Raw genomic sequence first — 24,426 nt, forward strand, 5'->3', positions numbered from 1 at the left:
GAGACACGTCAGCGGTGACGTCTGATTCGAATCCCTAGAGGTACGGCGCCGATCGCCTTGGCTCCCGCACGCAGCCTCACCGCCAGCTTACGGCCGGCGAGTGGCGCGAGGTCGACGCAGGAGAAGAGCACCTCCAAGTCACGCAGCCCTGGTAGTGATGCGAGCGGGCGGAGATCAATCGTCTCACCTCGGACCCCAATCTCCAGTCGACGAAGGGAAGAAAGAGTTGCCAACGACGACAGATCCTTAACCTCGGTTCCACCGAGGTATAAGTACTCCAGCTCGACCAGCTTCCGTAAGGGCAACGCTTCACTCAACCAGCCAGAACCAAACAGATCTAGACTCCTCACTCTCGGCACAGCTTCGACTAGCGCCAAGAGTCCACCGACAGGTTCCAGAGAACCCCCAAAAGAGAAATTGCGAAGATCTTTCAGGCTCCCTAAAAGCGAAACGTCAACTCGACCCAGAGAATTGAGATAGACGTCAACCAAAGACGGGAGGCAGGAAACAAAATCAACATTCACTAGTCCACAATTAAACAAACCCAGAGACTTCAGATTAACCAGCCACTTCAAAGGCGAAAAGTCCTGCCCCTCCGGAAAGCTGTTGAGCGACAATTGAGACAAATTTGCAAGGCCACCGAGGGAGTCGAGGCTAACATTCTTCTGCGGGCTTGACAGGCTGACATCAACAAGTAGCCCATGCACTTCAAGCTCAGACAATTGCCCCGAGAAACCGCCACTCAGACCTAGCGAAACGAGGCCCGGCACGTCACGGAGCCGCTCGAGTTTCACCATGTGATGCAGGCTAATCGTCGTAGACTTATGATTCTTAAGAAATGCGAGCCAGGGCAGCAAGGCTAAATCGAAGACCAGCACGTGACCGCTGTCGAGCGGAGCCTCGGCAAGGACGTTTTGAGCATACTCTTTCGGATCGAAATATGGCCATACCGAGATAAGTTCTCGCTGCACCCGGGGACGCACATCCAACGCGAAGCCAGCCAGGAAGTCCAGCGAACCAGGACCGTTGATCAGTGCGGCTGTGCGAATCAACGCAGTGGCCTGCGCCTCAGTGAGTTGGCCAGGCTCAGCTGGCAGTTCGCGAAGCAGCGGTTCTCCGACCCCGGCGAGCGAACGAGATTCCTTCACCGATCGGGGCGGCAGCAGTTTCTGTACCCCGTCGCGGATCCGTTGCAGCAATTCCGCCGGTTCAACCGCCGGCGCGGTTTCCAGGCAGGCGGCGGCAAGCAGCCGCAGATGCCGTGATTGCTTCGTTTCGTTCGATGCGCGGTCAAGCAGCCCGGTCAGGAGGGACCGGCGTACCGGCGCGTTCGCGAGGCCGGCGGCGAGCACGATCGTCTCCCGCCAGGTATCCAGATGGGCCTGACCCACCAAGGCGCCGTCGTGGCCCTGCTCGGCCGCCTCCCGTGCTGCCAGGTACTCCTGGAAGGTTCGGTGCACGAAGTCGATCCGGTCGGGCACCGGCTCGCGTAACACTCCACTGCGCTGCACGAGGTGGTCCAGCACCGATTCGGCAGCGTCGGGCACCTGCATCCCGGCGAGTCGCTGCCGAATCTGATGCAGGGCCTCCTCGCGGGCAAGCTCGGTCCTGCCGTTCAGGGTAAGCCACCAGGCGACCTGCTGGAGCAGCTGTACCTGATGACGGCTAGTGAGGTCGGGCAGCGTTGACCGTACCCCGCGTTGTGCGTCACGCCGCTCTAGCAGCATGTCCATCGCTGCCTGGTAGATGTCGATCCGGTTGCGGGGCAGTCGGCTATCCCGGTCCAGATTGAGCGCACAAAGCATCGCGCAGAGCAGTGGGCTGGCAGCCAGCGCCTGGAGATGGGCGCTGCCGTCGAGTTGGACGAGCAGTCGCTGCTCATGACCGGCCAGCTGGTGCGGCTCACACGGCAGGTCTCCACCGCTGCGTACGGCCTCGTGCCAGTGCCGAATCAACGCGCGCACATCCGACGGGCCCATCCGTTCCAGGTTCGCAACCGCGAACCCTTCCGCGTGCAGCCATCGAGCAGCGGCAGCTGCGGGCCGCGAGGTCACAACCACCCGCAGCTCGGGATACACGGCCAGCAGGCCGCGCAGCCACTCACGAACCGCTCGGCGCTGCCCCTCCGGCACTTCATCGACGCCATCGACGCAGAGCACCGCACCGTCGGCAAGACGGCGGTGCACCCACCCAGGCGGCAGCAGTCCGGCGAGCGGGTCTGCAACGCCGCTGAGTAATTCCTCAGGTTTCGGCAAGGGCAGGCCCACGTAGTGGCGTAGCCGCACGACGTAGGGCACGCACCCGTTCCACTCACTCAGCTCGCCACTGAAGCCGCTGCGCGCGGCGGTGACGGCAATCCACTGAACCAGGGTTGTCTTGCCGGAACCCGCCTCCCCACGGATAAGGATCCGTCGGGCTGAGCCGAGAGCGCTTTCCACCCGAACCGAGGCGTCCTCGAAGTACGACCGGTCGTGCCGGAGCTTCCCCGGATTCCAGCGCAGACTACGTCGCGGCCCCCGGGCCGCCTCTCCGCTGACTGCCAAACTGATGTACGCGACGCTCAACGGTGTCTGCAGCCGGAATCGACGCACATCCACGCCGAAAAGTTCGAGTCGGTCGAGCGTGGCGATCACGTGCGCCAGGTAGCGGGCTTCGAACTGGGTGTCGTGGTCGGTGCCCGCTGGTGCGTCGAGGCTGGTCACCGGTAGCCGGGCGAGGACCTGGCCCAGCGCAGCGCTGACGTCGGTGAGCCGGTCCAGCATCTCGACAGCCACACGTGCCTGAAACGGGCGAAGCTGGATCACCAACTGGATCAGGCAGACACAGCACTCGTCAAAGATCAGGTTGTAGACCTGCTCCGCCGCAGCACTTAGTCCGGCACGCACGGGCATGGACGGCAGTTGCTGCCGTAGCCTGGTAGACAACTGCGCGGCTTGCAGGTCGTCGGCGAACAGCGCAGCGTCCGACAGGTCTGCTGCATCGAAGGTGTCCGCCACCGCATCGAGCGCGGCCCGCAGCTCATGCTCAGGGAGGTCTGCGAATCGCTTATCGATCAGTGGACGAATCCGTTCGTAGACCGTGTCCACGAGCTCGTCGATGCGGCGTTTTGTCCTCCTCAGTCCGACATCGTCGAGGATTCCGGTATCGACTAGATCCGCCAGCAAATTTGCCCGTTCGCGTTTGTTTCGGCGCTTCCCCAACCAGGCTGTCAACACTGGCGCCACCGCCGCACCAACCACACGCAACAACGTCGATTCCACTGTGCCCACTTCGGACCTCCGCCAGCCGCCGACCGACGCAGAGTACCGGGGTGGCACAAATTCCGGTAGGTCTCGTCCATCGTCCGGCGTCATCAGTGGCGGCCAGTGCCCTCGTCGTGCCACCGATGGATGCGGTCATCTTCGCACCGGCAACGTACAACTTGCCAGGAGCACCTACATGGCCAAGATGCGCTCTCGCCGGTGCAGGCGACCTCCGAGCCTGTGGAATGCGTCCTCGATCTCCGCGCGGTCCAAGAGCGAATCATCGGCGCTCACGCGACGTTCAATTCCTGCGGCGATACGTAGACTCCGCGACGGCGGAACGCCGCCGGGGCGTGCACCACGGCGTCGACCCGGGCGGCACGGGTGTTGAACGGGAACCAGAAGCGGCGCAGTGATCGCGTCTCGACCCATGCCGGTGCCCCGCGTCCATCCTTGGTCGCCAGGTGTTCCGTCAACGCGGCCAGGAACACGTCCCAGTGCTCATCACCGGTCATACCCGGCTCCTGCTCCAGCAGAGCGGCCCGCTCCTGCGCTGGCTCCCAGCGGTACTCCTCAAGAAACTCCGCTACCAACCGCCACCGTCGGGCCTCGTCAGCGCCGACGAGCAGCGCGCCCAGCCCCGCCACCGTCAGCGGCTCGTAGCTCCCATCGTTACTCCGCACGCCCTCGACGCGGCCGAGGGCGTCACGCATCCGCTTCCATCCTTCGGTGTCGCGGAATCTTTCGTGGTCCTGACGAGTGGGCGGCGGCCAGGATCACCGGCCGGACCCCACAAGCCAGTCTCGCAACTGATCATCGTCGCTAAGACTGATCATCTGTACCAGCGCCCAGTTCTTCCGGTGATTCGGAGCGTCGTGCAGGCGCTCCTGCCAGTCCTCGGCGTACTCGCGCAGCGCCACGATCATCTCCGTGATCGCCTCATCGAACGTCCCGCCATCCGCCGCGATAGGCAGGCCAGGGATAAAAACTGACCCACCCGCTTCGGCGACGACCTGCGCGCGGGGTGCACTGAGCGATGCGAGGGAGGAACGGAGGCGTTCAACATCCACCACGGCCGTCCGCGCCGCATCCCGCCTGACTGTGGCCACGCGCCCCCCGCTCGGCCGCGTCCAGCAGATCCTTGAAGTGCGCACGAGCCTCGGTGTAGCTGTCATAGTGCGCAATCGACATCGGGCCGCCCTCCTCGTGCTCCTAGGGACAAGCGTGCCGCAGCAGGGGCGTACGTCAACTCGGTGCTCAGCTTGTCGACGTGGTTACGTGAGCGAGTGCAGCGCGGCTGTTGACCCAGACGACCAGCAGCGCGCAGCCGGGCAGTGTTGACAGTGCCAGCAGCGGCGCCTGGTTGACCGACAGCAGGGCGGCCAGCAGCACGACCAGGCTGAGCAGGCTCAACGGTGTCCGGCGTACCGCCGACCAGATCGCGGTCCGGACGGCCGCGCGCACGCCCAGGCCCGGGGCCAGCTCGACCAGGGCCAGCAGCAGGACCGTCGCGGCCAGGACCACGACGGCGGTGACGACCAGCAGCGGTACGAGCACCGCCGCAGGGCCGGCGTCGTGCAGCCAGACGATGTCGGTCACCAGGACCGCCACCAGCGCCGTCGCCACCGACCAGCGCCGCGTCGCTGCGGCGAAGTTCCGCCGGTACGCGCGGAAGTACTCACGTACCGGTGCCCGGTCGTCGTCCTCGGCCTGCCGCAGGTAGCCGAACGCGGCGGCGACCGCCGGCCCGACGCCGACAGTCAGCAGCCCGAAGAAGACCGGGTAGCGCCACGGTTGGGCGACGACGGCGAGCGCGACCAGCAGCGGCAGGTTGGTGATGGCCAGCCCGAGGTTGACCACCAGCACCCGGTGCACCAGCGACCAGATGACCGACCAGGTGTCCGCGCCGACGTTGACCCGCGCGGCCAGCGACGGCCGCAGCGGTTGGCGCACCCCGGCCGCGCTCACTTCAACCCACTCGTGGCGATGCCCTGCACAAAGTAGCGCTGCCCGAGCAGGAAGACGACCAGGATCGGCAGGATCGACAGCACCGAGCCGGTCATGATCATGGCGTACTCGGCTTCGTAGAGGCCGATGAAGGTCCGTAGCCCGATCTGTACGGTCCAGAGGTCGTTGCTGGTCAGGTAGATGAACGGTCCCATGTAGTCGTTCCAGGTGTTGACGAAGGTGAGCAGCGCCAGGCTGGCCAGCGCTGGCTTGGACAACGGCAGCACGATCCGCGCCCAGATGCCGTACTCGCTGAGCCCGTCGATGCGGGCGGCCTCGGTCAGCTCGTCGGGGATGGTCAGGTAGTACTGGCGCATCAGGAACACGCCGAATGCGCCGAACGCCTGCAGCAGGATCAGCGACAGGTGGGTGTTCACCAGGCCGAGCCGTTCCATGATGATGTACTGCGGCACCATGTACGCCTGCCACGGCACGGCGATCGTGGCGATGTAGGCGAGGAACAGCACGTCGCGGCCCGGGAAACTGATCTTCGCGAAGCCGTACGCGGCGAAGCTGCCGGTCAGCACCTGCAGGAACGTGATGGTGACGCTGAGGAACATCGAGTTGTACAGGTAGGTGGCCAGCGGGATGCGGTCCCAGATGCGCAGGTAGTTGTCGAAGTGGAACTCCTGCGGGATCCACTGGATCGGCACCGTCAGCACCTGCGAGTCCAGTTTGACCGAGGAGACCAGCATCCAGGCGAACGGCACCAGGACGGCCAGGCCGAGGACGGTGAGCAGGATCTGCCCGACGGCCCGCCGCAGCAGCGTGAGGCTCATTGTTCACCCCTTCGCTGCAGCCGGAACTGGACCACGGTGATCACCAGGACGATGACGAACAGCACCATGGCGATGGCCGACGAGTAGCCGAACCGGCCCTGGGTGATGCCCTCGCGGAAGATCAACTGGGACAGCACCAGGGTGGCGCGGCCCGGACCGCCCTCGGTCATCACCTGGATCAGGTCGAACACCTTGAAGCTGGAGATGGTCAGCATGATCAGGACGAAGAAGGTGGTGGGCCGCAGCGACGGCACGGTGATGTGCCGGAACCGCTGCCAGGCCGAGGCCCCGTCGGTGCGGGCCGCCTCGTACAGCTCGGGCGGGATGGTCTGCAGCCCGGCCAGGTAGAGCACCATGTAGTAGCCCATGTCCCGCCAGACGCTGGTGATGATGACCGCCGGCATCGCCCAGGTCGTCGAGGTGGTCCAGCCGGGTGGGTTGTCGATGCCGATCGCCCGCAGCAGCTGGTTGACCGGCCCGGCGTCGGGGTTGAACAGCATGTTCCACACCACGGCCACCGCGACCAGGGCGGTGATGTAGGGGAAGAACAACGCCGTACGGAAGAACCGGACGCCGCGCATCGCCCGGTTGAGCAGTACGGCGAAGCCGAGCGCGGCGACCAGGGTCAACGGGATGTGCCCGACCGCGTAGTAGGTGGTGTTGTACAGCGCGGTCCAGAACGTCTCGCTGCCCACCATGCGGCGGAAGTTGTCCAGCCCGACCCATTCGGGGCTGCTGTAGGAGTTCCACTCCATGAAGGCCAGCGCCAGGGCGGCGACCACCGGCACCAGGGTGAGCGCGGCGAATCCGATGAAGTTCGGCAGGATGAAGCTCCAGCCGGCCAGGGTGTTGCGTCGGCGCAGCCGACGGGCCGCCCCGGTGCCCGGCGGCGAACCGCCGGGCACCGGGGTGCGTACGGTGTCGATCGGGGTGTGGATCGCCATGGTGGGGGTCAGTCGACCTCGGAGGTGACCCGCTTGCCCATCTCGGCGAGTCCGGCGTCGAGCTCCCGCTCCCCGATCATGATCAGCTCGTGCTCCTCGGTGAGGATGACGTCCACGTCGGAGGACTTCTCGCTGACCGGCATCTCCAGCATCACCTCGTCGGGCTGGAACGCCGCCTGGGCGACCTCGTCGTTGGTCATGCCCTCGACGCCGAAGTAGGTCTCGGTGATCGACTCGTCGGAGTACGCCGGGTAGACGCCGATGCTGGCGATCGCGGCCGCGCCCTCGGGGCCGGCGGCCCAGGCCACGAAGGTCCGGGCGGCGTCGGCGTTGCGGGCCTTGTTGTTGACCGCGAACGCGGTCGGCGAGCCGAAGGTGGTGACCGGACCGCCCTCGGTGACCTGCGGCAGCGGGGCGATGCCCCAGTCGACGTCGATGCTGCCGGCCTTCTTCTCCTCGATCAGCCGGGCGGCGTACCAGGTGCCCATCGGCAGCATCGCGGCCTGGCCGGTGGAGAACATCGTGTGGTACTGGACCTTCTGCGTCGACGCGGTCGCCCAGGGCATCGTGGCACCGGCGGCCTGCAGGTCGAGCACCATCTGGTAGCGGTCCTTGAGGAACCCGTACTCGCCGCCGATCAGGTCACCGCCGCTCTGCGCCGCCGCCGTCGAGTGGATGATGGAGCGCCAGGTGTGGTGGTAGGTGCCGTACACGGTGTCCTGGCCGCTGCCGCTGGTCAGCTGCTTGGCCAGGTCGGCGTACTCGGTCCAGGTGAGGTTGGTCAGGTCGGCGCCGGTGTCGGCCAGCATGGCCTTGTTGTAGTACAGGACCCAGAAGTCCTGCCGGTACGGCAGCGCGAAGTAGTCCCCGTCGATGTCGAACGGCTGCAGGCCGAGGTACTTGCTCTCGTCGAGGGCGGCGGCCTCGTCGGCCACCGACGCCAACTGGCCGCGCAGCGCGTACCGGGAGTAGTCGGTGACGTTCTTCATGGTGAGTACGTCGGTCTGGTCACCGCCGGCGAGCATGGTGGTGACCTTCTCGGCGTAGTCGTCGGCGAGGATTTCCACCGGCTGCACGTCGATGTCCGGATGCGCGGCTTCGAACCCGTCGATCAGCGCGGCGAACTCGGGGGTGCTGTCGTAGTTCCACAGCGCGACGGTGAGGATCTGCCGGCCGTCGCTGCCGACGGCCGGTTCGTCGCCGCCGCCGCAGCCGGCGGTGGCCAGAAGCAGGGCGGCGGCGGCTGCCGCTGCGGTGATGCGTCGGTTCATGTGGTGACTCCTTAACTTGCGGGGGGGGTGCGGGGTGCGGGGGTGAGTCGGGTGGACGGGACGGGTGCGAGTGGCGGTCAGGCGTGCAGCGTGAACGCCTCGGCGGTGACCTCGGCGTGCAGCGGTTGGGCGGTGGTCCACCGGGCGAGTTCGTCGAGGGTGTGGTCGGTGAGACGGCGGATCTCCGTACCGAGCGAGCCGGCCAGGTGCGGGCTGACCATGACGTTCGGGGCCGCCCGCAGGGCGGCGTCGGCGGGCAGCGGCTCGGGGTCGGTGACGTCGAGGATCGCGTACAGCCGGCCGGATCGGCATTCGGCGGCGAGCGCCGCCGGGTCGACCAGGCTCCCCCGGGCCGTGTTGATCACCGTCGCGTGGTCGGGCAGCAGCGCGAGTTCGGCCGCGCCGATCATGCGGTACGTGCTGGGCAGCTCCGGCGCGTGCAGGGTGAGGATCTCGCTGTGCGGCAGCATCTCGGGCAGGTCGACCAGGGTCGCGCCGGCCGCGGCGACCTCCGCCGGGTCGGCGTACGGGTCGGCGACCAGGCAGCGGGCGGTGTCGAGGCAGCCGATCAGGTCCACCACCCGCCGGCCGATCCGGGAGAAACCGACCACTCCGATGGTGCGGCGGTAGTTGGACAGGTCGCCGTGGCCGTGGTGGTGGCTCCAGCCGCGGTACGCCCGGTCGGGGTCGGCCGCGATGAACGGCACCTTCTTGCCGGCGAAGATGATCGCCGCGAGGGTGTACTCGGCCACCGGGACGGCGTTGGCGTCGGCCGCGGTGCTGACCCGGATGCCCCGGCGCCACACCTCGTCGCTGACCAGTGACCGGACGCTGCCGGCGGCGTGGAAGACCGCCCGCAGCGCCGGCGCGGCGGCGAGTCGGTCGGAGGTCAACCGGGGTGCCCCCCACGAGGTCAGCAGGACCTCGACGGTCGCCAGCCGGGCTCGCGCCGACGGCGAGTCGAGTTCGTCGACCCAGACCGGCTCGGCGAGGTCGACGAGCTGGCCGAGCCGCTGCAGGCGGGGCCCGTCGAAGTGGGCCCGGTAGGAGTCCCGGTCCATCACGACGAGGGCCTGCGGCGAGGGCTGCACCGGCAACGTTTCTCCTCGATGACGAATCTCCGGCCGACGGTTGTCGTCGTGAGAACCACTTGGATTCGCCGATGTGACATGGTTAACCTTCGCCGAACAGGGTCGCTAGCAGTCGTTCCTACTTGTTCAGAAACGATCGCAAACGAACATCGACGGGAGGCGGTACGGTGCCGGCGGACCGGATGTTCAACCTGCAGCGACGCGAACGGCTGCTGGAGGAGTTGCGCCGCCACGGCGCGGTACGGGTCAAGGACCTGGCACCGCTGCTGGGCGTGAGCGAACTGACCGTACGGCGGGACATCGCCGCCCTGGCCGAGAGCCACCTGCTGACCAAGGTGCACGGCGGCGCGACCCTGCCCACCCAGTTGGGGCCCGCGCCACGACGCCCCCGGGTGGCACCGACCCGGTTCACCATCGGCATGGTCGTGCCGTCGCTGGACTACTACTGGCCGCAGATCGTCACCGGTGCCCGCAGCGCGGCCGCCTCCCTCGGCGTCCACATCCAGCTGCGCGGATCCAGCTACGACCTGGCCGAGGACCGCCGGCAGATCAGCCGGTTGATCGACGCACAACAGGTGCAGGGGCTGCTGCTGGCGCCGAGCCTCGACGGCGACGGCGCCGCCGAGATGATCCGCTGGATCGGCGACCTGCCGGTGCCGACCATCCTGGTCGAACGGCAGACTCCCCGCTGGACACCGACCCGCCAGCAGCTCGAATGGGTCCGCAGCGACCACGCCCTCGGGCTGGAGATCGCCGTCCGTCACCTGCACGCCCACGGCCACCGCCGGATCGGGCTGGTGCTGTCCAAGGGCAGCCCCACCTCCGCACACCTCGCCCAGGGCTGGGAGCTGGCCTGCGCCGACCTCGGCCTCCCCGCCGACCTGGTGATCCGGGAGGCGGTGGCGTTGGACGCCCCCGGCCACCGCACGATCATCGGCGACGTGCTGCGGCGCTGCCGACGCGAAGGGGTGAGCGCGCTGATCGTGCACGGCGACCCGGATGCCATGTCGGTGGCCCAGTACTGCGCCGAGCAGGGGCTGGCCATCCCCGACCAGCTTGCCCTGGTGTCGTACGACGACGAGGTGGCGCACCTGGCCGAGCCGGCGCTGACCGCCGTACGGCCGCCGAAGCACCAGGTGGGCCGGGTCGCCGTCGAGTTGATGGTCGCCCGGCTGGTGGAGGGCCGCCGCCGGCCGGCACAACGGGTGCTGATCACCCCCGACCTGGTGATCCGTGACTCGTCCACGCCCCGGCCGGCCCGCTGACCCCGCGCCGTCGACAGCACGGACGGTTCAGCGGGGGGCGGCCGGCAGCAACAGGGTCGAGGTGTGCCCGTCGGGCCAGCGGACGGCGACGGTGTCCCCGTCGGGGCCGGCGGTCACCGTCACGGCCGGCAGCGGGCCGGCAGTGTCCGTCGGCACGCCGGTCAGCAGGACCGCCGCGACGTGCACCTGGCCGACGGTCGGCGGCGTGGCGGTCCGCAGCACCGGCACCGCCACGTGGTCACCCAACGGCGAGGTGGACCGCTCCCGGCGTACCAGTGCATGGGTGAAGCCGGCCAGGCCGACCAGCCGGGACGTGACCGCGGCACCGGCCACGACGCACGTCGGGGGGTCGACGCCGGTGCGCGCCGACGGCGCTACGGCATCCGCCACCGGCCAGCCGCTGAACTCCAGCACGGTGCCGTCGTCGATGCCGTCGGTCGAGTCGAGCCGGGCCAGCCGTACCTCGATCGCTCCGCGCACCACCGAGGCCATCGTCACCACCGGGCCCCGGCGGACCGGTCCGGCGCGGCCGGAGCCGTGGTCCGGGCCGGTGTCGTCGGCGGTGTCGACCCAGCGCGTCGCGGCCCGGGAGACCGCCTGGCCGACCCCGTCGACCACCCGGCAGTCGAGGGCCACGAACCCGTTGCGGTGGCCGCGTCGGCCGCCTGCGTCGACGAGCGTGACCGAGTTGTCCGACGGGTCGCCGACGGTTTCGCCGGTCAGCGGCGGCATCGTCGCCGTCGAGTAGCCGAGCCGGGCGTACAGCGGCGAGTCGGCCCGCTCGTCACCCGGCACCGAGTGGTCGGTGCCGTGGTTGACCACCCGGACCACACCGTCGCAGCGGGTGCCGGCGATCAACCAGCCCGGCGTCGGTGCCGCCACCAGCAGATCCGCCCGCTCGACCGGCAACGGCTCCTCGGTCGCCGTCCACACCGGATGATCGGCCGGCAGGGCCAGCCCCAGCATCCCCTTCGCCGCCCAGTACGGCGACCCGGGACCGGAGTACGACTGGGCCATCGCCGGCCACTCGTGATGCCAGCCCAGCGTCAGCAGCCCCCGCCGGTCCGGTGCCCCGTGCCCGTGGAAGTACCGCAGCATCCCGCTGGCCGCCCGGCGCAACTGCCCCGGCGGGGCCTCGGTCGCACCGGTCATCGCCGCCACCCACAGCGGCGCGGCGGCGGCGAACCGGTAGCTGAGGCTGCGGCCCTGCATCAGCGGGGCACCGTCGGCGCCGAACAGCCGCAGGGCGTCGTCGACGTACGCCGACAGCCGTGACCGCCACGCCTGCCGCAGGTCGTCGGGGCATCCGTCGCCGGCCTGATCCGCCCAGAGCAGCGGGTAGACGTGCAACGCCCAGCCGACATAGTGGTCGTAGGACCGTTCCGGGCCGTCGGAGTACCAGCCGTCGGCCCGGTACAGCGACTCGTGCACCGCCAGCCCCGACTCGATGTCCTGCGCCGACCAGGGGCCGCCGACCGAACGCAGAAACGTCTCCACGACGATCTGGAACCACACCCAGTTGATCGGCGGGTACGGCTGACCGACGACGGTCGCCAGCCAGTCGACGGTACGTTGCCGGGTCGCCTCGTCGAGCCGGTCCCACAGCCACGGCCGGGTCAGGTGCAGACCGAGCGCGATCGAGCAGGCCTCGACCTTGGCCTGGTCGAGGCGGTCCGGGCGCGGCCAGGCGGTCGGCGCGGTCGGATCGGTGCCGGCGCGCAGCCCGGCGGCGTACCAGTCGGCCAGCCCGTGCGGGTCGGCGCCGGCCTCACCGCGCAGCCGGACCGCCGCCAGCAGAAACGACCGGGCGAACGCCTCCAACGAGTCGCTGTCCGGTCCGTACGCGCTGGCCGGGCCGGGCAGGTCGATCCGGGCGTGGTCGGGCGAGGCGTACGGACGCAGCGCCAGCAGCATCCGGTCGGCGGCCGCCGCCCAGTGCGCGCGGGTGTAACCGGTGTACGGCGACAGCCGCCGGTCCTCGGTGATCATGCGGAGCCTCCGGAAATGGTCACGGTGACGGACCCGCTCGGGCGGGCTGGCAGGGTGAGGACCAGCCGGTGCACCGCGTCGCCCCAGCTCTCGCGCAGCAGTGGGTCGTCGACCGGCTGCCGCTGCAGCTGGCCGGTGCCCAGCCGCGGATCCCAGCCCAGCACGGCCACCGCGCCGTTGAGCGCCCGGACGGCGAGCCGACCGGCGCTGTGGGTCAGCGGTGCACCGGCGACGACGTGGTGCAGCCGCAGGTCGGCGGGGTCGTCGACCCGCCACCGCTCGGTGACGGCGACCGTCGACAGGAGGCGGTCCAGCCGTACCTGCCGCCGCCAGGACCGGCAGCCGGCCTCCGGCGGGTACGCGGCGGCCAGGTCGAGCCGCAGCGCGTCGGCGTCGGCGTCGGTGTCGACGACGACCGACGAGGCCCGGAAGGTGCGGCCCGGGGCCTGCCCGTGGCCGCCGACGACCGGCAGGTTGTGCCATTCGCTGCGGGTGACCCACTGCTCGTAGCGGCGGTCGGTGAAGGAGATCGCGGTGTAGGTGGGCTGGCCGAGGTCGACCAGCACCGGGGTGCCGTCGAGCGCGACGAGGTACGAGCCGACGTCGTTGTGGTTGTGGTTCTCGTCGTTGTGCCCGCCCTTGACCGCCACGGCCAGCCCGCGTGGGCTGCCGGCCCGCTCCCGGCTGACCAGCAGCTGCAGGTCGGGCAGCCAGGTGGTGGCGGGCAGCGGCGACGCGGCCGGCGGCAGGCTGGCCAGCGGCGGTACGGCCGGCGGCGGGGTCGTCCACTGCGGATCGGTCAGGCCGAGCACCGCCCGGCCCAGCCCGGCGTCCACCGTCACGGCGGGTTCACCCGGAACCCGGTGGCTGGCGGCGTGCGCCACGACCTGCTGGTCGCCGGTGGCCCGACCCCACCGGTGCAGCACCTGCCACGGCTGCGCGGCGCTCGGCCGGGCCGGCCCGTCACCGACGTTGACGTACCAGCCGTCACCGAGAGCCATCCGGTGCGGGTAGCGGGCCAGCTGCGGCAGCGGCGGCCACCGCCACGGGGCCAACTGTCCGTCGAGGACCCGGTCGAGCAGGTCGAGGGTCTCGGCCAGCCGGGCCGGGCCGTTCCACCAGTACGCGTACCCCTCGTCGCAGCCGCCGTCGGCGGGCAGCGAGCCGAGGTAGCGGTCGAGTCCGTCGACGACCAGATCCACCACCCGGTCCCGGGTCGGCGGATCGTCGACCAGGAACAGCGCGGCGGCCAGCAGGTGGCCGTGGATCCACGGGTTCCAGTTGTGCAGGTGCCCGTCCAGGCCGAGCCAGTGCCATTCACGACTGCTCAGGAACGGCTCGACCACCCGTACCCGGGTCTCCCGGCGGATCCGCTGGCGCAGCCCCGGCACCAGGTCATCGAGCGCCGCGCCGAGGATCAGGTCGGCCCAGGCCAGTACGGCCACCGTCTCGGCCGCACCGAGGTCCAGGAACGGCCGGTCGGTGTCGGGCACCACCTGGCCGGCCTCGGTGGCGAACCGCTCGTGGGCGGCCCAGCACCAGGTGCTCTGCTCGCACAGCTGCAGCAGCCCGTCGGCGGCCTCGTCGAGGTAGGGCTGGCCGTGCAGCGCGGCGGCCAGCGCCGCCGTGGCGGTACGCCGCCGCAGCTCACCGGCGGGCACCTCGTACGCGGTGCGGACCCCGTCGCGCCAGTAGCGGGCATAGTCCGACAGCAGCAGCCGGGGCCAGGCGGTGCCCCGGTCGGCCTCGGCGGCGGCCACGACCGCCCGTACCGTCGCGTCGTCGGCGTACGGCCAGGCCGCCCGGCCGGTGCCGGTGGTGACCCCGATCGCCTGCCGCGCCCTGCCGAGCGCCGCCGCCCGCAGGCCCGGTTCCAGCGCCGCCCATCGGCGGGCGAGCGGCCCCGGCTCGGCCGTTGCCGCTGCCGCCGGCCCTGGTTCAGCCGCCATGACGGTCTGCGGTCAGCTGGGCCAGCGACGCGGCTTCGGTGGCGACCCGGTCCGGGTCGTCGTCGACCACGAACTCCAACAGGGCGTCAAAGTCGCGACCGGCGGCGCGCAGCACCGCGAAGACGTCGGACCAGAGCCGGTCACGGGCGGTCAACGGCAGCCGCTCGTAGCGCGGCCACCAGGAGAAGACGTGCACCGCGTCGACCCAGGGCAGCACCTGGCGCAGGTCGGCGACGGCGGCGGCGTCGGGCAGGTCGAGCGGCGGCTGCCAGTACGTGCGTACCGCCGGATGGTCGACCTCGGTGAGCAGCCGCAGCGTCGACGCGGCCGTGTCGGTCAACGTGCCCGAGTGGTACTCGAAGGCCAGGGTGACGCCAACGTCGGCGGCCCGCCGCGCGGCGGCCCGGGTGGCGGTCACGACCGCGCGGCGCTGGTCGGCGCTGGCCTGCGCCGAGCCGAGGTCACCGGCCCAGATCCGGACACGGGGGGCGCCGAGCGCGACCGCGCTGGCGAGTACGGCCGGGAAGTCCTCGGCCGGGTCGGCACCGACCCGGTGGTAGGAGCCGTACGAGGCGACCGTGACACCCCGGTCCCGGCCGGCGTCGCGCACTTCGGTGGCGGCCCGAACCTCCCCCGGCGGTACGTGCACGTCGGCACCCCACTCGATGCGGTGCAGGCCGGCGCGGGCGGCGACATCGAGTACGGCGAGCGCCGACTCCTGCCGCAGGGTGACCGAACACATGCCACTGTGGATCTTCGGGCTCGTCGCCGGCACGCGCCCTCCTCGCTGGGTCGGGAAGCGCTTTCCGCGAGACCCTAGAGCAGCGGTTTGGGCGAACGCAACCACTACGGTCGACCGCCGCAGGCCCAGCTCGTCGAACGAGGTACGGGCGCACGGCTCTCAGCCTGACGCCACCTTCGCGTAGCCTGACGCCGCACTGCTCGACTTTTCCAAATATGGAGTCCCGATATGTCGTTCACCGCAGCTGTCCGCTCGGCGCTCACCCGGTACGTCGGGTTTCGCGGGCGAGCCCGCCGTGCGGAATACTGGTGGTTCGTCCTTTTCACGGCCATCGTTGCCGTCGTGGCGTCGATCCTCGACGTTACGCTGGGCACCGGCTTCGAAGGAGAGGGCATCGGCGTCTTCTACATGATCGCCATCCTGGGGATCGCGCTACCTTCGCTGGCGGTCGCCGTACGCCGCCTGCATGACACCGAACGATCCGGCTGGTGGGTGCTGATCTCGCCAGTCCCGCTGATCGGCCCCCTCACGATGTTGATCTTCACCGTTCAGGAGGGATCCCCCGGCCCCAACCGGTTCGGTCCCAGCCCGAAGTAGGCCGACGAGACCACCGAGCACCGACCTGAAGTCCGGTGGCCCAGCCACAGTGACGGGTTCGGCCGCCCATAAAGGATCTTGCGGAAAGTTGTTGGCGGCCGGGCCACGTCGTGCTCTCACCTGTGTCAGATCCCACGACAAGGGAGAACACAGTGAACAATCGACTGGTACGACTCACGCTGGCCGCGCTGGTGGTGGCCGCAAGCACCCTGGTCGGGGTGGCGGTGGCCGCTCCGGCGTCGGCGGTGCCCGGCCTGGTCTTCGTCAGCGGCGTCAGCGCCAACAACTCGACCAGCAGCAAGGAGGCACTCGCGGTCTGCCCGGCCGGCACCCGGATCCTCGGCGGCGGCGGCTTCATCAACGGTGGCGGGCGACAGGTCGGGTTCACCCGACTGCAGGCCCTCGGCAGCAGCGACCGGTTCGCCGCCGGTGCGGCGGAGAACGGCGGCTACGCCGGCAACTGGCAGGTGCACGCGTACGGCATCTGCGGCCAGGCCCCGGCCGGGCTGCAGTACGTCAGCTTCCAGACGGCCAGCAACTCCAACAGCTACAAGGCCGCGACGGCGAGCTGCCCGGCCGGCAAGCAGCTGATCAGCGTCGGTGCCCGCACCCTGAACGGTGCCGGCAACGTGGTGATCGACGACCTGCGGCCGAACGGGGCGCTGACCAGCGCCACGGTCACCGGCTACGAGGACGAGGCCGGCTACGCCGGCAACTGGAGCCTGTGGTCGTACGGCGTCTGCGCCAACCCGCTGCCCGGACTCCAACTGGTCACCACGACCTCGGCGGCGAACTCCACCGACAAGGTGGTCGGTGCCTCGTGCCCGGCCGGCAAGCGGCTGCACGGACTCGGTGCCGAGACCAACGGCGGGGTGGGCCAGGCCATCCACACCGGCACCTACCCGGACGCCACGCTGACCAGCGCCGTCGACATCTCGCTGGAGGACCCGACCGGCATCCCCGGCAACTGGTACACCCGCGCGTACGCGATCTGCGCGACCTGACCTGACCGGTCACTGTCGATGATCACCGGTGCGGCCGGCCCGTCGGGTCGGCCGCACCCTGTACGCCGCGGCTGATCCTGCACTGCCGCGTCGACGGGCACCGGATGCCGGCGAGCGCACCACCGTCGTCACTCGGGGAGATGGGCGACGGTCGCGGAGACGACGCGGGCGACGTACGTGTCGAGGTCCTCGCCGTCCCTGGGGTGCACGCTCCCCTCGACCAGCAGGGCGCTCAGCCCCTGGATCAGCGCCCACAGCCCGGTGTAGAACGCCTCCTCGGCGGCGGTGACCGGCTCGTCGCCGCGGCCGCGTACCGCGACGAGGACCGCGACCCGGACCCGGCCCAGTGCCTCGACGACCGCCGGGCGCTGACTGCACAGGTGGCCGGCCATCAACCGGAACACCTCAGGTCGCTCCTGAGCGAACCGGACGGCCTGCTGGGTCATGCCGACGAGCCGGTCCCGGGCGGTGTCACCGGTGACGCCGGTGATCCGTTCGAGCAGGTCGTCGCAGCCGTGGCAGGCGAGCGCGGCGAGCAGGTCGTCCTTGTCGGCGTAGTGCCGGTAGGGGGCGTTCGGGGAGACGTCGGCGGCCCGCGCGACGGCCCGTAGCGAGAGCCGGTCGGCGCCGTCGGTCTCCAGCAGGTCGAGACCGGCGGCGAGCAGGGCGGCGGCCAGGTCTCCGTGGTGGTACGTGCTCCGACCCATGTTGACACTGTACACACAATCGCGTATGTATACACCGCACACATTCGAAGAAAGGGACGTCATGACCGACCCCGCAGCGCCACTGACCCTGGCCCACGGCCCCGCACTGCCCAACCGGATCGCCAAGGCCGCGATGGAGGAGTTCCTCGCCGGCGACCGCCACCTGCCCGACGACCGCCTCGAACGCCTCTACCGGCGCTGGTCCGACGGCGGCGCCGGGCTCCTGATCACCGGGCACGTGATGATCGACCGACGCGCCATGGCCGACCCACGCGACGTCCTGCTGCAGGAAGGCACCCCGCTCGACGGCTTCCGACGCTGGGCGCACGCCGCGAAGGCCGGTGGCGCCCGCGCCTGGATGCAGATCAACCACCCCGGACGGGTGGTCCCCGGAGCGTCCGTCCGTACGTGGTCCGCCTCCGACGTCCCGATCGACGCCGGACGCTGGTCACGGCTCTACCCCCGCCCCACGCCCATGACCGAGGCACAGCTGACCGAGACCGTCGAGCGGTTCGCCACGTCCGCCGCCCTCGCCCGGGAGGCCGGCTTCGACGGCATCGAGGTGCACGCCGCACACGGCTACCTGCTCAGCCAGTTCCTCTCCCCGCTGACCAATCGCCGCACCGACGACTGGGGCGGCAGCCTCGACAACCGGGCACGCCTGCTGCTCGACGTCGTCGACGCCGTACGCGCCGCCGTCGGCGACGACTTCACCGTCGCCGTCAAACTGAACACCGCCGACTTCCAGCGCGGCGGCTTCGCCGAGGACGACGCCCGTCAGGTGGTCGCGATGCTCGCCCGGCACGGTGTCGACCTGGTCGAACTCTCCGGCGGCTCAGTCGAGAGCCTGGCCGTCAACGGTCACCCCGCCGACGGCCGGACCCTGGCCCGTGAGGCGTACTTTCTGGAGGCCGCCGCCGGAATCCTGGCCGACGCCCCGCTGCCGATCATGCTCACCGGCGGGGTGCGGCGGCGCGCGGCCGTCGAGAAGGTCCTCGCCAGCGGCGCCGCTGTCGCCGGTGTCGGCAGCGCCCTCGCCGTCGACCCTTCGGCGCCCCGGCGCTGGCTCGCCGGCCAGGACGCCGAGGTGGGCGCCGTGCGGGTGCAGTGGCGGGACAAGATCCTCGCCGCCGGTGCCGAACAGGCGCTGGTACGCCACCGCCTGGCGCAGTACGCCCACGGCGCCGAGTCCCCGGCGTCGCGCGGGCCGCTGCGGACGCTCCTCGCCGACCAGTTGCAGCGACGCCGCCTGGCCCTCCCACCACTCAACGGCACCACCGCCCTGCTCACCGGTGCGTCCAAGGGTCTGGGCGCGGCCCTGGCGGAGGAGTTGGCCGCCCGGGGCGCCGACCTGGTGCTGGTCGCCCGGTCGGCTGCGGCCCTCGACGAACTCGCCGCCACGCTGCGCACCGCCCACGGCGTACAGGTGCGGTCGGTGGCCGCCGACCTGGCGGCGTCCGACGGCGCCGACCGTGTGATCGCCGCGTTGGACACCCCGATCGACCTGTTGATCAACAACGCCGGAGCCGGCCCCGCCGGACCGTTCCTGGCCAGCCCGTTCGACGCCGCCCGCGACGCCGTCGACCTCAACGTCCACGGCCTGCTCGCCCTGACCTACACCGTCGGCACCGCCATGATCGCCCGTGGCACCGGCACCATCGTCAACGTCGGCTCCACAGCGGCCTTCCAGCCCATGCCCTACCAGGCCGTCTACGCGGCCACCAAGGCGTTCGTGCTCCACTTCACCGAGGCCCTCACCGAGGAGACGCGCGGCACCGGCGTCCGCGTCGTCGCCGCCCACCCGGGCGCCACCGCCACCTCGTTCTTCGATGGCACCACGGCCCAGGGGGCCCTTGCCGGCGCCGTTCCGGCCCGACAGGTCGCCGCCCGCATCCTTGACGACCTGGCCCGGGGCCGCGCCGCGTCCTACCCCGGTCGGGCCGCCGACCGTCCCTCCACCTGGGCCGCCCGCGTCCTGCCGCGCGGCGCGGTGACCCGCCTGACCGGCCGGCTGAACCGCTCGCTGGGCCTCGACGCGGTGCGTCAACTCGGATAACCCACCACCCCCTCGTCGATGACCGTCGATGAAAAACGTGGCATCGTCGAGGAGGCCGGTTCGGACGGCCCACGTACCGACGAAAGGTGACCGCCGCAGTGACCGCAGAACCCCCTGCCAGTACGCACACCTTCGGTAACCCGGTCGTCGCCGGCTTCCACCCCGACCCGAGCATCTGCCGGGTCGACGACGACTACTACCTGGTCTGTTCGAGCTTCGAGTACTTCCCGGGCGTACCGATCTTCCACAGCCGGGACCTGGTCGACTGGCGACAGATCGGCAACGTGCTCGACCGTCCCAGCCAGCTGCGGCTGCCGGCCGACACGCACGCCTCCGGCGGCGTGTTCGCGCCGACCATCCGGCACCACGACGGCCGATTCTGGCTGGTCACCACCAATGTGAGCATCGGCCGCCACCTGCTCGTCACCGCGACCGACCCGGCCGGGCCATGGTCGGATCCGGTCCATTTCGACCTGCCCCACGTCGACCCGTCGCTGGTCTGGGACGACAACGGCGACTGCTGGCTGACCGTCTCCGGGGTGCAGTCGTACCGCATCGACCCGACGACCGGCGCGGTCCTGGAGGGTCCGGTGGCGATGTGGTCGGGCAGCGGCGGCCAGTACCCGGAGGCACCGCACCTGTACCGGATCGACGGCTGGTGGTACCTCCTGGTCTCGGAGGGCGGCACGCACACCGGTCACGCCGTCTCGATCGCCCGGTCCCGCGACATCCGGGGGCCGTTCACGCCAGGCCCGGACAATCCGTTCCTCACCCATCGGGGGACCGACCGTACGGTGCAGGCCACCGGCCATGCCGACCTGGTCCAGGCCGCCGACGGCAGCTGGTGGATGGTGCTGCTCGGCATCCGCGCCAAGGGCCAGTGGCCGCCGTACCACGTGCTCGGCCGGGAGACCTTCCTGGCACCGGTACGGTGGGTCGACGGCTGGCCCGTCGTCGACCCGGTCGAGGAGACCATGGTGGCCCCCGCCGGCACCGCGCCGACCCTGGCCGCCCAGCCAGCCCCGGCCGCCCAGCCAGTCCTGGTCGGCGGCGCCGAGCCGGGCGGCTACCGCGACGACTTCGACGACACCCGGTTGGCGCACTGCTGGGTGTCGCTACGGGAGCGCCCGCCCACCAGCTGGTCACTGACCGAACGCCCGGGCCGGCTCACCCTGCACGCCGCCGGCACGACACTGGACCGCAGCGGCGCGACCGTCATGGCGTACCGGCAGCGGCACCACGACTGCCGGGTGAGTGTCCGGCTCGACCCCGGCACCGGCCGGGCCGGTCTGACCTTGCGCATCGACGAGGCCCACCACTACGACCTGGAGGTCGGCGACGGGGTGGCCCGCGTCGTCGGCCGGGTCGGACCGTTCCGCCAGACGTTCGGCGAACATCCGGTCCCCGCCGGTGACGTCACCCTGACGATCGCCACCAGGACCCGCCACCTGCTGCCTCCGACGGTGACGTCGGCGGCCGAGGCGGCGGCACCGGGTGCCCCGTTCGGGGTCCGGCCAGCCGGCAGTGACATGGTCAGCTTCGAGATCGCCGGTGACGCCGGCCCGGTGGTGCTCGCCGAACTCGACGGGCGGTACCTGTCCACCGAGGTCGCCGCCGGGTTCACCGGACGGGTCGTCGGCATGTACGTCACCGCCGGCAGTGCCGCGTTCGACTGGTTCGACTACCGGCCGGAGGATGGTTCACCGACTCTCAGCTGAGTGGTTCCGACACCACTGCGCCCACGGTCGCCCCGCCCCTGATTCGACGACGCTCGGGCGCAGCGCGAGGCACTTCCTCACGAATGGCCCGTCGTAGCGCCGTGCTCGAGAACGACGGCTTCGGTCAATTCCACGCTCAAGTGATCCGGCGCGGTCACGGCACATCTGAGACGCCGGACAGCGGCGACACACTTTGCCGAGCAGCCGCAGCGAACCGGCGCGCCCCAGCGCTGGCCAAATGATCGAGGACCTGATGGACCGTCAGCCGCGTACCGCGACGACCGGTGCTGGCTGCCTGCTCGCCAAGGACCCGCAGCAGTGTCCGCGGCTCACGGGCCCACATGCCCAGCAGAACCGCATCGGGATGTTCGGCGACCACTCCGTGGGGTTGGCAGGCGGCAAGCGGGAAGTCCCGCAGGTTGCAGGTGATGATCGAGTCTGCCCCGGAAGCTACCGCCGCAGCCAGCACATGACGATCCTTGGGATCGTTACCCATCTGGTCGATCAGCGACTCATACCCGGTGACCAGCGCGTCCTCGAACGCGACGTTCATGAACGCGATTCGTCGTTCGATCGCCGCCGGCGACACCGGCACGTGCCGTCGGACCTCGTCCAGAATGGCCGGTGACCAGCGCGGCAGGTACAACTCTTCCTCAGCCAGCCTCAGCAGGAAGTCACACAATGCATTGGGGATCAGGACGTTGGCGTCCAGAACCGCGAGCGTCGTCACGTGTCAAGCCGCGTCATCTGTCTCGACCGGTGCGGGCTGCCCGTACATACCCATCTCGACTGCGTCGGCGGTCAGCTCGTCGAGGATCGCCCGCCGGGCTTGACCACGCCGGTCCCGGTATGCCAGCACCTGGTCCAGCGGGATCCGGCGGGAGGAGTTCGGCCGCGAGTAAGCGATCTCACCGGCCTCCAGCAACTTGATCAACGTCGGCCGAGACACGCCGAGCAACCCGGCCGCCTCGGTGGTCGTCAACTCCCGGTCGACCGGCACGACCGCCACGCCACGGCCAGAGGCCAGCACATCGGCGATCCTGGTCAGCACGTCCCGCACCGACACAGGAACCTCCACCTGCGCGCCGCCGCGGCGCACTGCCAACTCCCCCGCACCGTCGTGCAACAAGCTGGCCAACTCGGTCAACGAGGGACGTTCACCATCCCCCGGCATGATCGCTTCCGTGGACATGAAAACCCTCCCGTCTGCCCGCCGGCACCGACCACCATCATCCCTCAAAGTGAAAAAAGTGCAAGCATTCCCGCCGACGTTCCGCTGATCGCGGGGAGCGTGGCTCGCAAACGGCCCATGGCGCGTATGACCAGGACAGAACGGGTGTGGGAACGTGCCGGAGGACCGATGGTCGGATACCGGCGCGGTGTTTTCGTCGGCACAGCTACGGCCAGTCCCGCTACCGGGGCGCGCACCTTGGATGAGATCTTCGGACCCGACGAGGAACCAGCCGTGGAAGCTCGAAAACTCAGGGGCCATGTCGAAGAATCGACATGGCCCCTGAACTGGTGGGCGATACTGGGATCGAACCAGTGACCTCTTCGGTGTGAACGAAGCGCTCTCCCGCTGAGCTAATCGCCCTCAGCGCGGACGACTGTACCTGATCGTCCCGCCCTGGCGCACATCCGGGGTGACCGGAGGTCAGTTCGTGGCGAGGTAACGCAGGAAGCTCGCGATCACGTCGATGCCGAGGCCGACCTTCAGCGAGATCGCCAGCACGACACCGACGAAGACCAGGCCGACGCCGGCGATGCCCAGCCGGACCGGCCAGGTCTGCCGGGTGGCCCATCTGGTCCACCGTTGCACATGTCGGCGCGCGAAGGCGAGCAGCCGCTTCGCCCAGTGGAACTCGACGCCCCAGATCGCCAGGCCGCCGAAAACGATCAGCCAGCCCGGACCGGGCAACGGGATGAGCAGCAGGCCGAGGATCACCACGAGGGCGCCGAGGACACCGACGCCGACCTTGAGGGCGATCCGGCCGGTCGGGTTGGACCGGATCAGCGCCAGGGTCACCCGGACCCGGTGGCGCAGGCCGGTGGGCGTACGGGGGGCCTGCGGACCCGGTCGGTCCACGACACCGACCGCCGAGGCTGCGCCGCTGTGGTGCCCGTTGGAGTGTGGGTGCGACTCCGGTTCCACGCGTACCCCTTTCGGCCCGGCCTCGCCCTCAGCGTCGCCGGCAGGTTCGTACTGCGCGTGACCCGGCGCTGAATTCTCGGTCATCCGCTTCGCGGAGGAGGGTTTTATGGCCATTTTGCCCCTCATTGTCGCCTGCCCCGTCACCACAGGGCACCACTGGACGTTACCGGAGTGAGTCGACGTCCGAGACCACCCGACGCCGGACACATCCAGTTACCCAAGCAGAACCGGACAAGCCACCTAAACAAGACATTCTTGGTGCGTCCCGGAGCCGCTTCCCTCTACTGGGTGAGATCAGCGTTAGACGGAGCGTAATCAAATGCAGGACCTGAGTATGGGGAAAGCGGGGCGGGCGTCCCGCAGCGGTGCCGGGGGGAGAACGTCCATGAGTGTCATCCGACCAACGACCGTCGAGGTCGAGACGTCACTGCGGCTCATCGCGCCGGACGCTACCGCGCTGCCGGTCCGGGCCAGCCTGCGCTATGAACCTACCGATCCGTACGCCGTCCACGTGCTGTTCCACGCGGAGTCGGCCGGCGGCGAGGCGGTCAGCTGGTCCTTCGCCCGCGAACTGCTGGTCACCGGACTGGACGAACCAGCCGGTATCGGCGACGTCCGGGTCTGGCCATGGGCGACCCCGCGCGGCGACTACGTCGCGCTCGCCCTGAGCTCGCCGGACGGCAACGCGCTGTTCGAGGTGCCCCGCAGCGTCCTGGTCCGTTTCCTGCGCCGCACGTACGTGGTGGTGCCCCGCGGCCGCGAGTCCGAACACCTGGACGTGGACACCGCGGTCAACCGGCTACTCGCCGGACGGTGATCGGAACGGTCGGTTCCCGCCGGTCACGGCGGCGAGCCCGGCCGTTTCGCGTGACGGGAGTACGGCGATGCGCCGTACTCCCGCCGCCGATGGCGC

21 protein-coding genes and 1 tRNA gene are annotated in these 24,426 nt (G+C 70.0%); 6 read left to right on the top strand and 16 right to left on the bottom strand.

The window, feature by feature from the left end; translation table 11 throughout:
• Positions 1 to 8 precede the first annotated feature (8 nt).
• The 8 genes from ACN28F_RS04625 to ACN28F_RS04660 all read right to left on the bottom strand — a co-directional run bounded on the left by ACN28F_RS04625 (position 9) and on the right by ACN28F_RS04660 (position 9,334).
• On the bottom strand, positions 9 to 3,269 hold the full coding sequence (locus ACN28F_RS04625) for an NACHT domain-containing protein (protein WP_421357074.1): 3,261 nt from the start codon (positions 3,267 to 3,269) through the stop codon (positions 9 to 11).
• A gap of 263 nt (positions 3,270 to 3,532) precedes the next feature.
• Positions 3,533 to 3,955, bottom strand: a complete 423-nt coding sequence (locus ACN28F_RS04630; RefSeq protein ID WP_421357075.1) for a hypothetical protein — start codon at positions 3,953 to 3,955, stop codon at positions 3,533 to 3,535.
• Between the two features lie 63 nt (positions 3,956 to 4,018).
• Positions 4,019 to 4,312 carry a hypothetical protein gene (locus ACN28F_RS04635; protein WP_421357076.1) on the bottom strand — a complete coding sequence of 98 codons (294 nt, stop codon included), beginning with the start codon at positions 4,310 to 4,312 and terminating at the stop codon, positions 4,019 to 4,021.
• A 187-nt stretch (positions 4,313 to 4,499) separates the two neighbouring features.
• Positions 4,500 to 5,210: a DUF624 domain-containing protein gene (locus ACN28F_RS04640; protein WP_421357077.1), complete on the bottom strand. Its 711-nt coding sequence runs from the start codon at positions 5,208 to 5,210 to the stop codon at positions 4,500 to 4,502.
• Entirely contained in the window at positions 5,207 to 6,028 is an 822-nt protein-coding gene (locus ACN28F_RS04645; RefSeq protein WP_421357078.1) for a carbohydrate ABC transporter permease, read from the bottom strand. The genes ACN28F_RS04640 and ACN28F_RS04645 overlap by 4 nt, the downstream gene beginning before the upstream one ends.
• On the bottom strand, positions 6,025 to 6,972 hold the full coding sequence (locus ACN28F_RS04650) for a carbohydrate ABC transporter permease (protein ID WP_289206867.1): 948 nt from the start codon (positions 6,970 to 6,972) through the stop codon (positions 6,025 to 6,027). The genes ACN28F_RS04645 and ACN28F_RS04650 overlap by 4 nt, the downstream gene beginning before the upstream one ends.
• An 8-nt stretch (positions 6,973 to 6,980) precedes the next feature.
• Positions 6,981 to 8,243 carry an ABC transporter substrate-binding protein gene (locus tag ACN28F_RS04655; RefSeq protein ID WP_421357079.1) on the bottom strand — a complete coding sequence of 421 codons (1,263 nt, stop codon included), beginning with the start codon at positions 8,241 to 8,243 and terminating at the stop codon, positions 6,981 to 6,983.
• 77 nt (positions 8,244 to 8,320) lie between these two features.
• On the bottom strand, positions 8,321 to 9,334 hold the full coding sequence (locus ACN28F_RS04660) for a hydroxyacid dehydrogenase (RefSeq protein WP_421361254.1): 1,014 nt from the start codon (positions 9,332 to 9,334) through the stop codon (positions 8,321 to 8,323).
• Positions 9,335 to 9,501: 167 nt separating this feature from the next.
• Here ACN28F_RS04660 and ACN28F_RS04665 point away from each other — a divergent pair, with 167 nt between their 5' ends.
• Positions 9,502 to 10,599, top strand: coding sequence for a LacI family DNA-binding transcriptional regulator (locus ACN28F_RS04665; RefSeq protein WP_289206869.1), 1,098 nt, complete (start codon positions 9,502 to 9,504; stop codon positions 10,597 to 10,599).
• Between the two features lie 27 nt (positions 10,600 to 10,626).
• On the opposite strand, the gene ACN28F_RS04670 is transcribed toward ACN28F_RS04665, so the two are convergent.
• Genes ACN28F_RS04670 through ACN28F_RS04680 form a run of 3 tightly spaced genes read right to left on the bottom strand, consistent with a single transcriptional unit; the run spans position 10,627 to position 15,312 of the window.
• Positions 10,627 to 12,588: a DUF2264 domain-containing protein gene (locus ACN28F_RS04670; RefSeq protein WP_421357080.1), complete on the bottom strand. Its 1,962-nt coding sequence runs from the start codon at positions 12,586 to 12,588 to the stop codon at positions 10,627 to 10,629.
• Positions 12,585 to 14,537, bottom strand: coding sequence for a heparinase (locus tag ACN28F_RS04675; RefSeq protein WP_421357081.1), 1,953 nt, complete (start codon positions 14,535 to 14,537; stop codon positions 12,585 to 12,587). The genes ACN28F_RS04670 and ACN28F_RS04675 overlap by 4 nt, the downstream gene beginning before the upstream one ends.
• Positions 14,527 to 15,312, bottom strand: a complete 786-nt coding sequence (locus tag ACN28F_RS04680; RefSeq protein ID WP_421357082.1) for a sugar phosphate isomerase/epimerase family protein — start codon at positions 15,310 to 15,312, stop codon at positions 14,527 to 14,529. The genes ACN28F_RS04675 and ACN28F_RS04680 overlap by 11 nt, the downstream gene beginning before the upstream one ends.
• Before the next feature lie 195 nt (positions 15,313 to 15,507).
• Here ACN28F_RS04680 and ACN28F_RS04685 point away from each other — a divergent pair, with 195 nt between their 5' ends.
• On the top strand, positions 15,508 to 15,876 hold the full coding sequence (locus ACN28F_RS04685) for a DUF805 domain-containing protein (protein ID WP_289206873.1): 369 nt from the start codon (positions 15,508 to 15,510) through the stop codon (positions 15,874 to 15,876).
• A gap of 152 nt (positions 15,877 to 16,028) precedes the next feature.
• Complete coding sequence (locus ACN28F_RS04690; protein ID WP_289206874.1) at positions 16,029 to 16,880, top strand: hypothetical protein; 852 nt, start codon at positions 16,029 to 16,031, stop codon at positions 16,878 to 16,880.
• A 128-nt stretch (positions 16,881 to 17,008) separates the two neighbouring features.
• Here ACN28F_RS04690 and ACN28F_RS04695 read toward each other — a convergent pair whose 3' ends face one another.
• Positions 17,009 to 17,587: a TetR/AcrR family transcriptional regulator gene (locus ACN28F_RS04695; RefSeq protein ID WP_289206875.1), complete on the bottom strand. Its 579-nt coding sequence runs from the start codon at positions 17,585 to 17,587 to the stop codon at positions 17,009 to 17,011.
• 61 nt (positions 17,588 to 17,648) lie between these two features.
• Between ACN28F_RS04695 and ACN28F_RS04700 the strand changes: the two genes are divergently transcribed.
• Both ACN28F_RS04700 and ACN28F_RS04705 read left to right on the top strand, forming a co-directional pair.
• Complete coding sequence (locus ACN28F_RS04700) at positions 17,649 to 19,643, top strand: SDR family NAD(P)-dependent oxidoreductase (protein WP_289206876.1); 1,995 nt, start codon at positions 17,649 to 17,651, stop codon at positions 19,641 to 19,643.
• An 86-nt stretch (positions 19,644 to 19,729) separates the two neighbouring features.
• Positions 19,730 to 21,361, top strand: coding sequence for a glycoside hydrolase family 43 protein (locus ACN28F_RS04705; RefSeq protein WP_421357083.1), 1,632 nt, complete (start codon positions 19,730 to 19,732; stop codon positions 21,359 to 21,361).
• Positions 21,362 to 21,515: 154 nt separating this feature from the next.
• On the opposite strand, the gene ACN28F_RS04710 is transcribed toward ACN28F_RS04705, so the two are convergent.
• From ACN28F_RS04710 to ACN28F_RS04725, 4 genes are all read right to left on the bottom strand, one after another.
• Positions 21,516 to 22,091, bottom strand: coding sequence for a PIN domain-containing protein (locus ACN28F_RS04710; RefSeq protein ID WP_289206878.1), 576 nt, complete (start codon positions 22,089 to 22,091; stop codon positions 21,516 to 21,518).
• A 3-nt stretch (positions 22,092 to 22,094) separates the two neighbouring features.
• The gene (locus ACN28F_RS04715; protein WP_421357084.1) at positions 22,095 to 22,553 is read right to left on the bottom strand and encodes an excisionase family DNA-binding protein; all 459 of its coding nucleotides are present in this window, start codon (positions 22,551 to 22,553) and stop codon (positions 22,095 to 22,097) included.
• Positions 22,554 to 22,880: 327 nt separating this feature from the next.
• Positions 22,881 to 22,955: transfer RNA gene (locus tag ACN28F_RS04720), tRNA-Val, on the bottom strand.
• A gap of 60 nt (positions 22,956 to 23,015) precedes the next feature.
• Positions 23,016 to 23,447, bottom strand: coding sequence for a TIGR02611 family protein (locus ACN28F_RS04725; RefSeq protein ID WP_289211017.1), 432 nt, complete (start codon positions 23,445 to 23,447; stop codon positions 23,016 to 23,018).
• 451 nt (positions 23,448 to 23,898) lie between these two features.
• Here ACN28F_RS04725 and ACN28F_RS04730 point away from each other — a divergent pair, with 451 nt between their 5' ends.
• Positions 23,899 to 24,330, top strand: coding sequence for an SsgA family sporulation/cell division regulator (locus ACN28F_RS04730; RefSeq protein WP_282226643.1), 432 nt, complete (start codon positions 23,899 to 23,901; stop codon positions 24,328 to 24,330).
• Positions 24,331 to 24,426: the final 96 nt, after the last annotated feature.

The organism is Solwaraspora sp. WMMA2101, from assembly GCF_049179175.1.
Taxonomy (GTDB): Bacteria; Actinomycetota; Actinomycetes; order Mycobacteriales; family Micromonosporaceae; genus Micromonospora_E.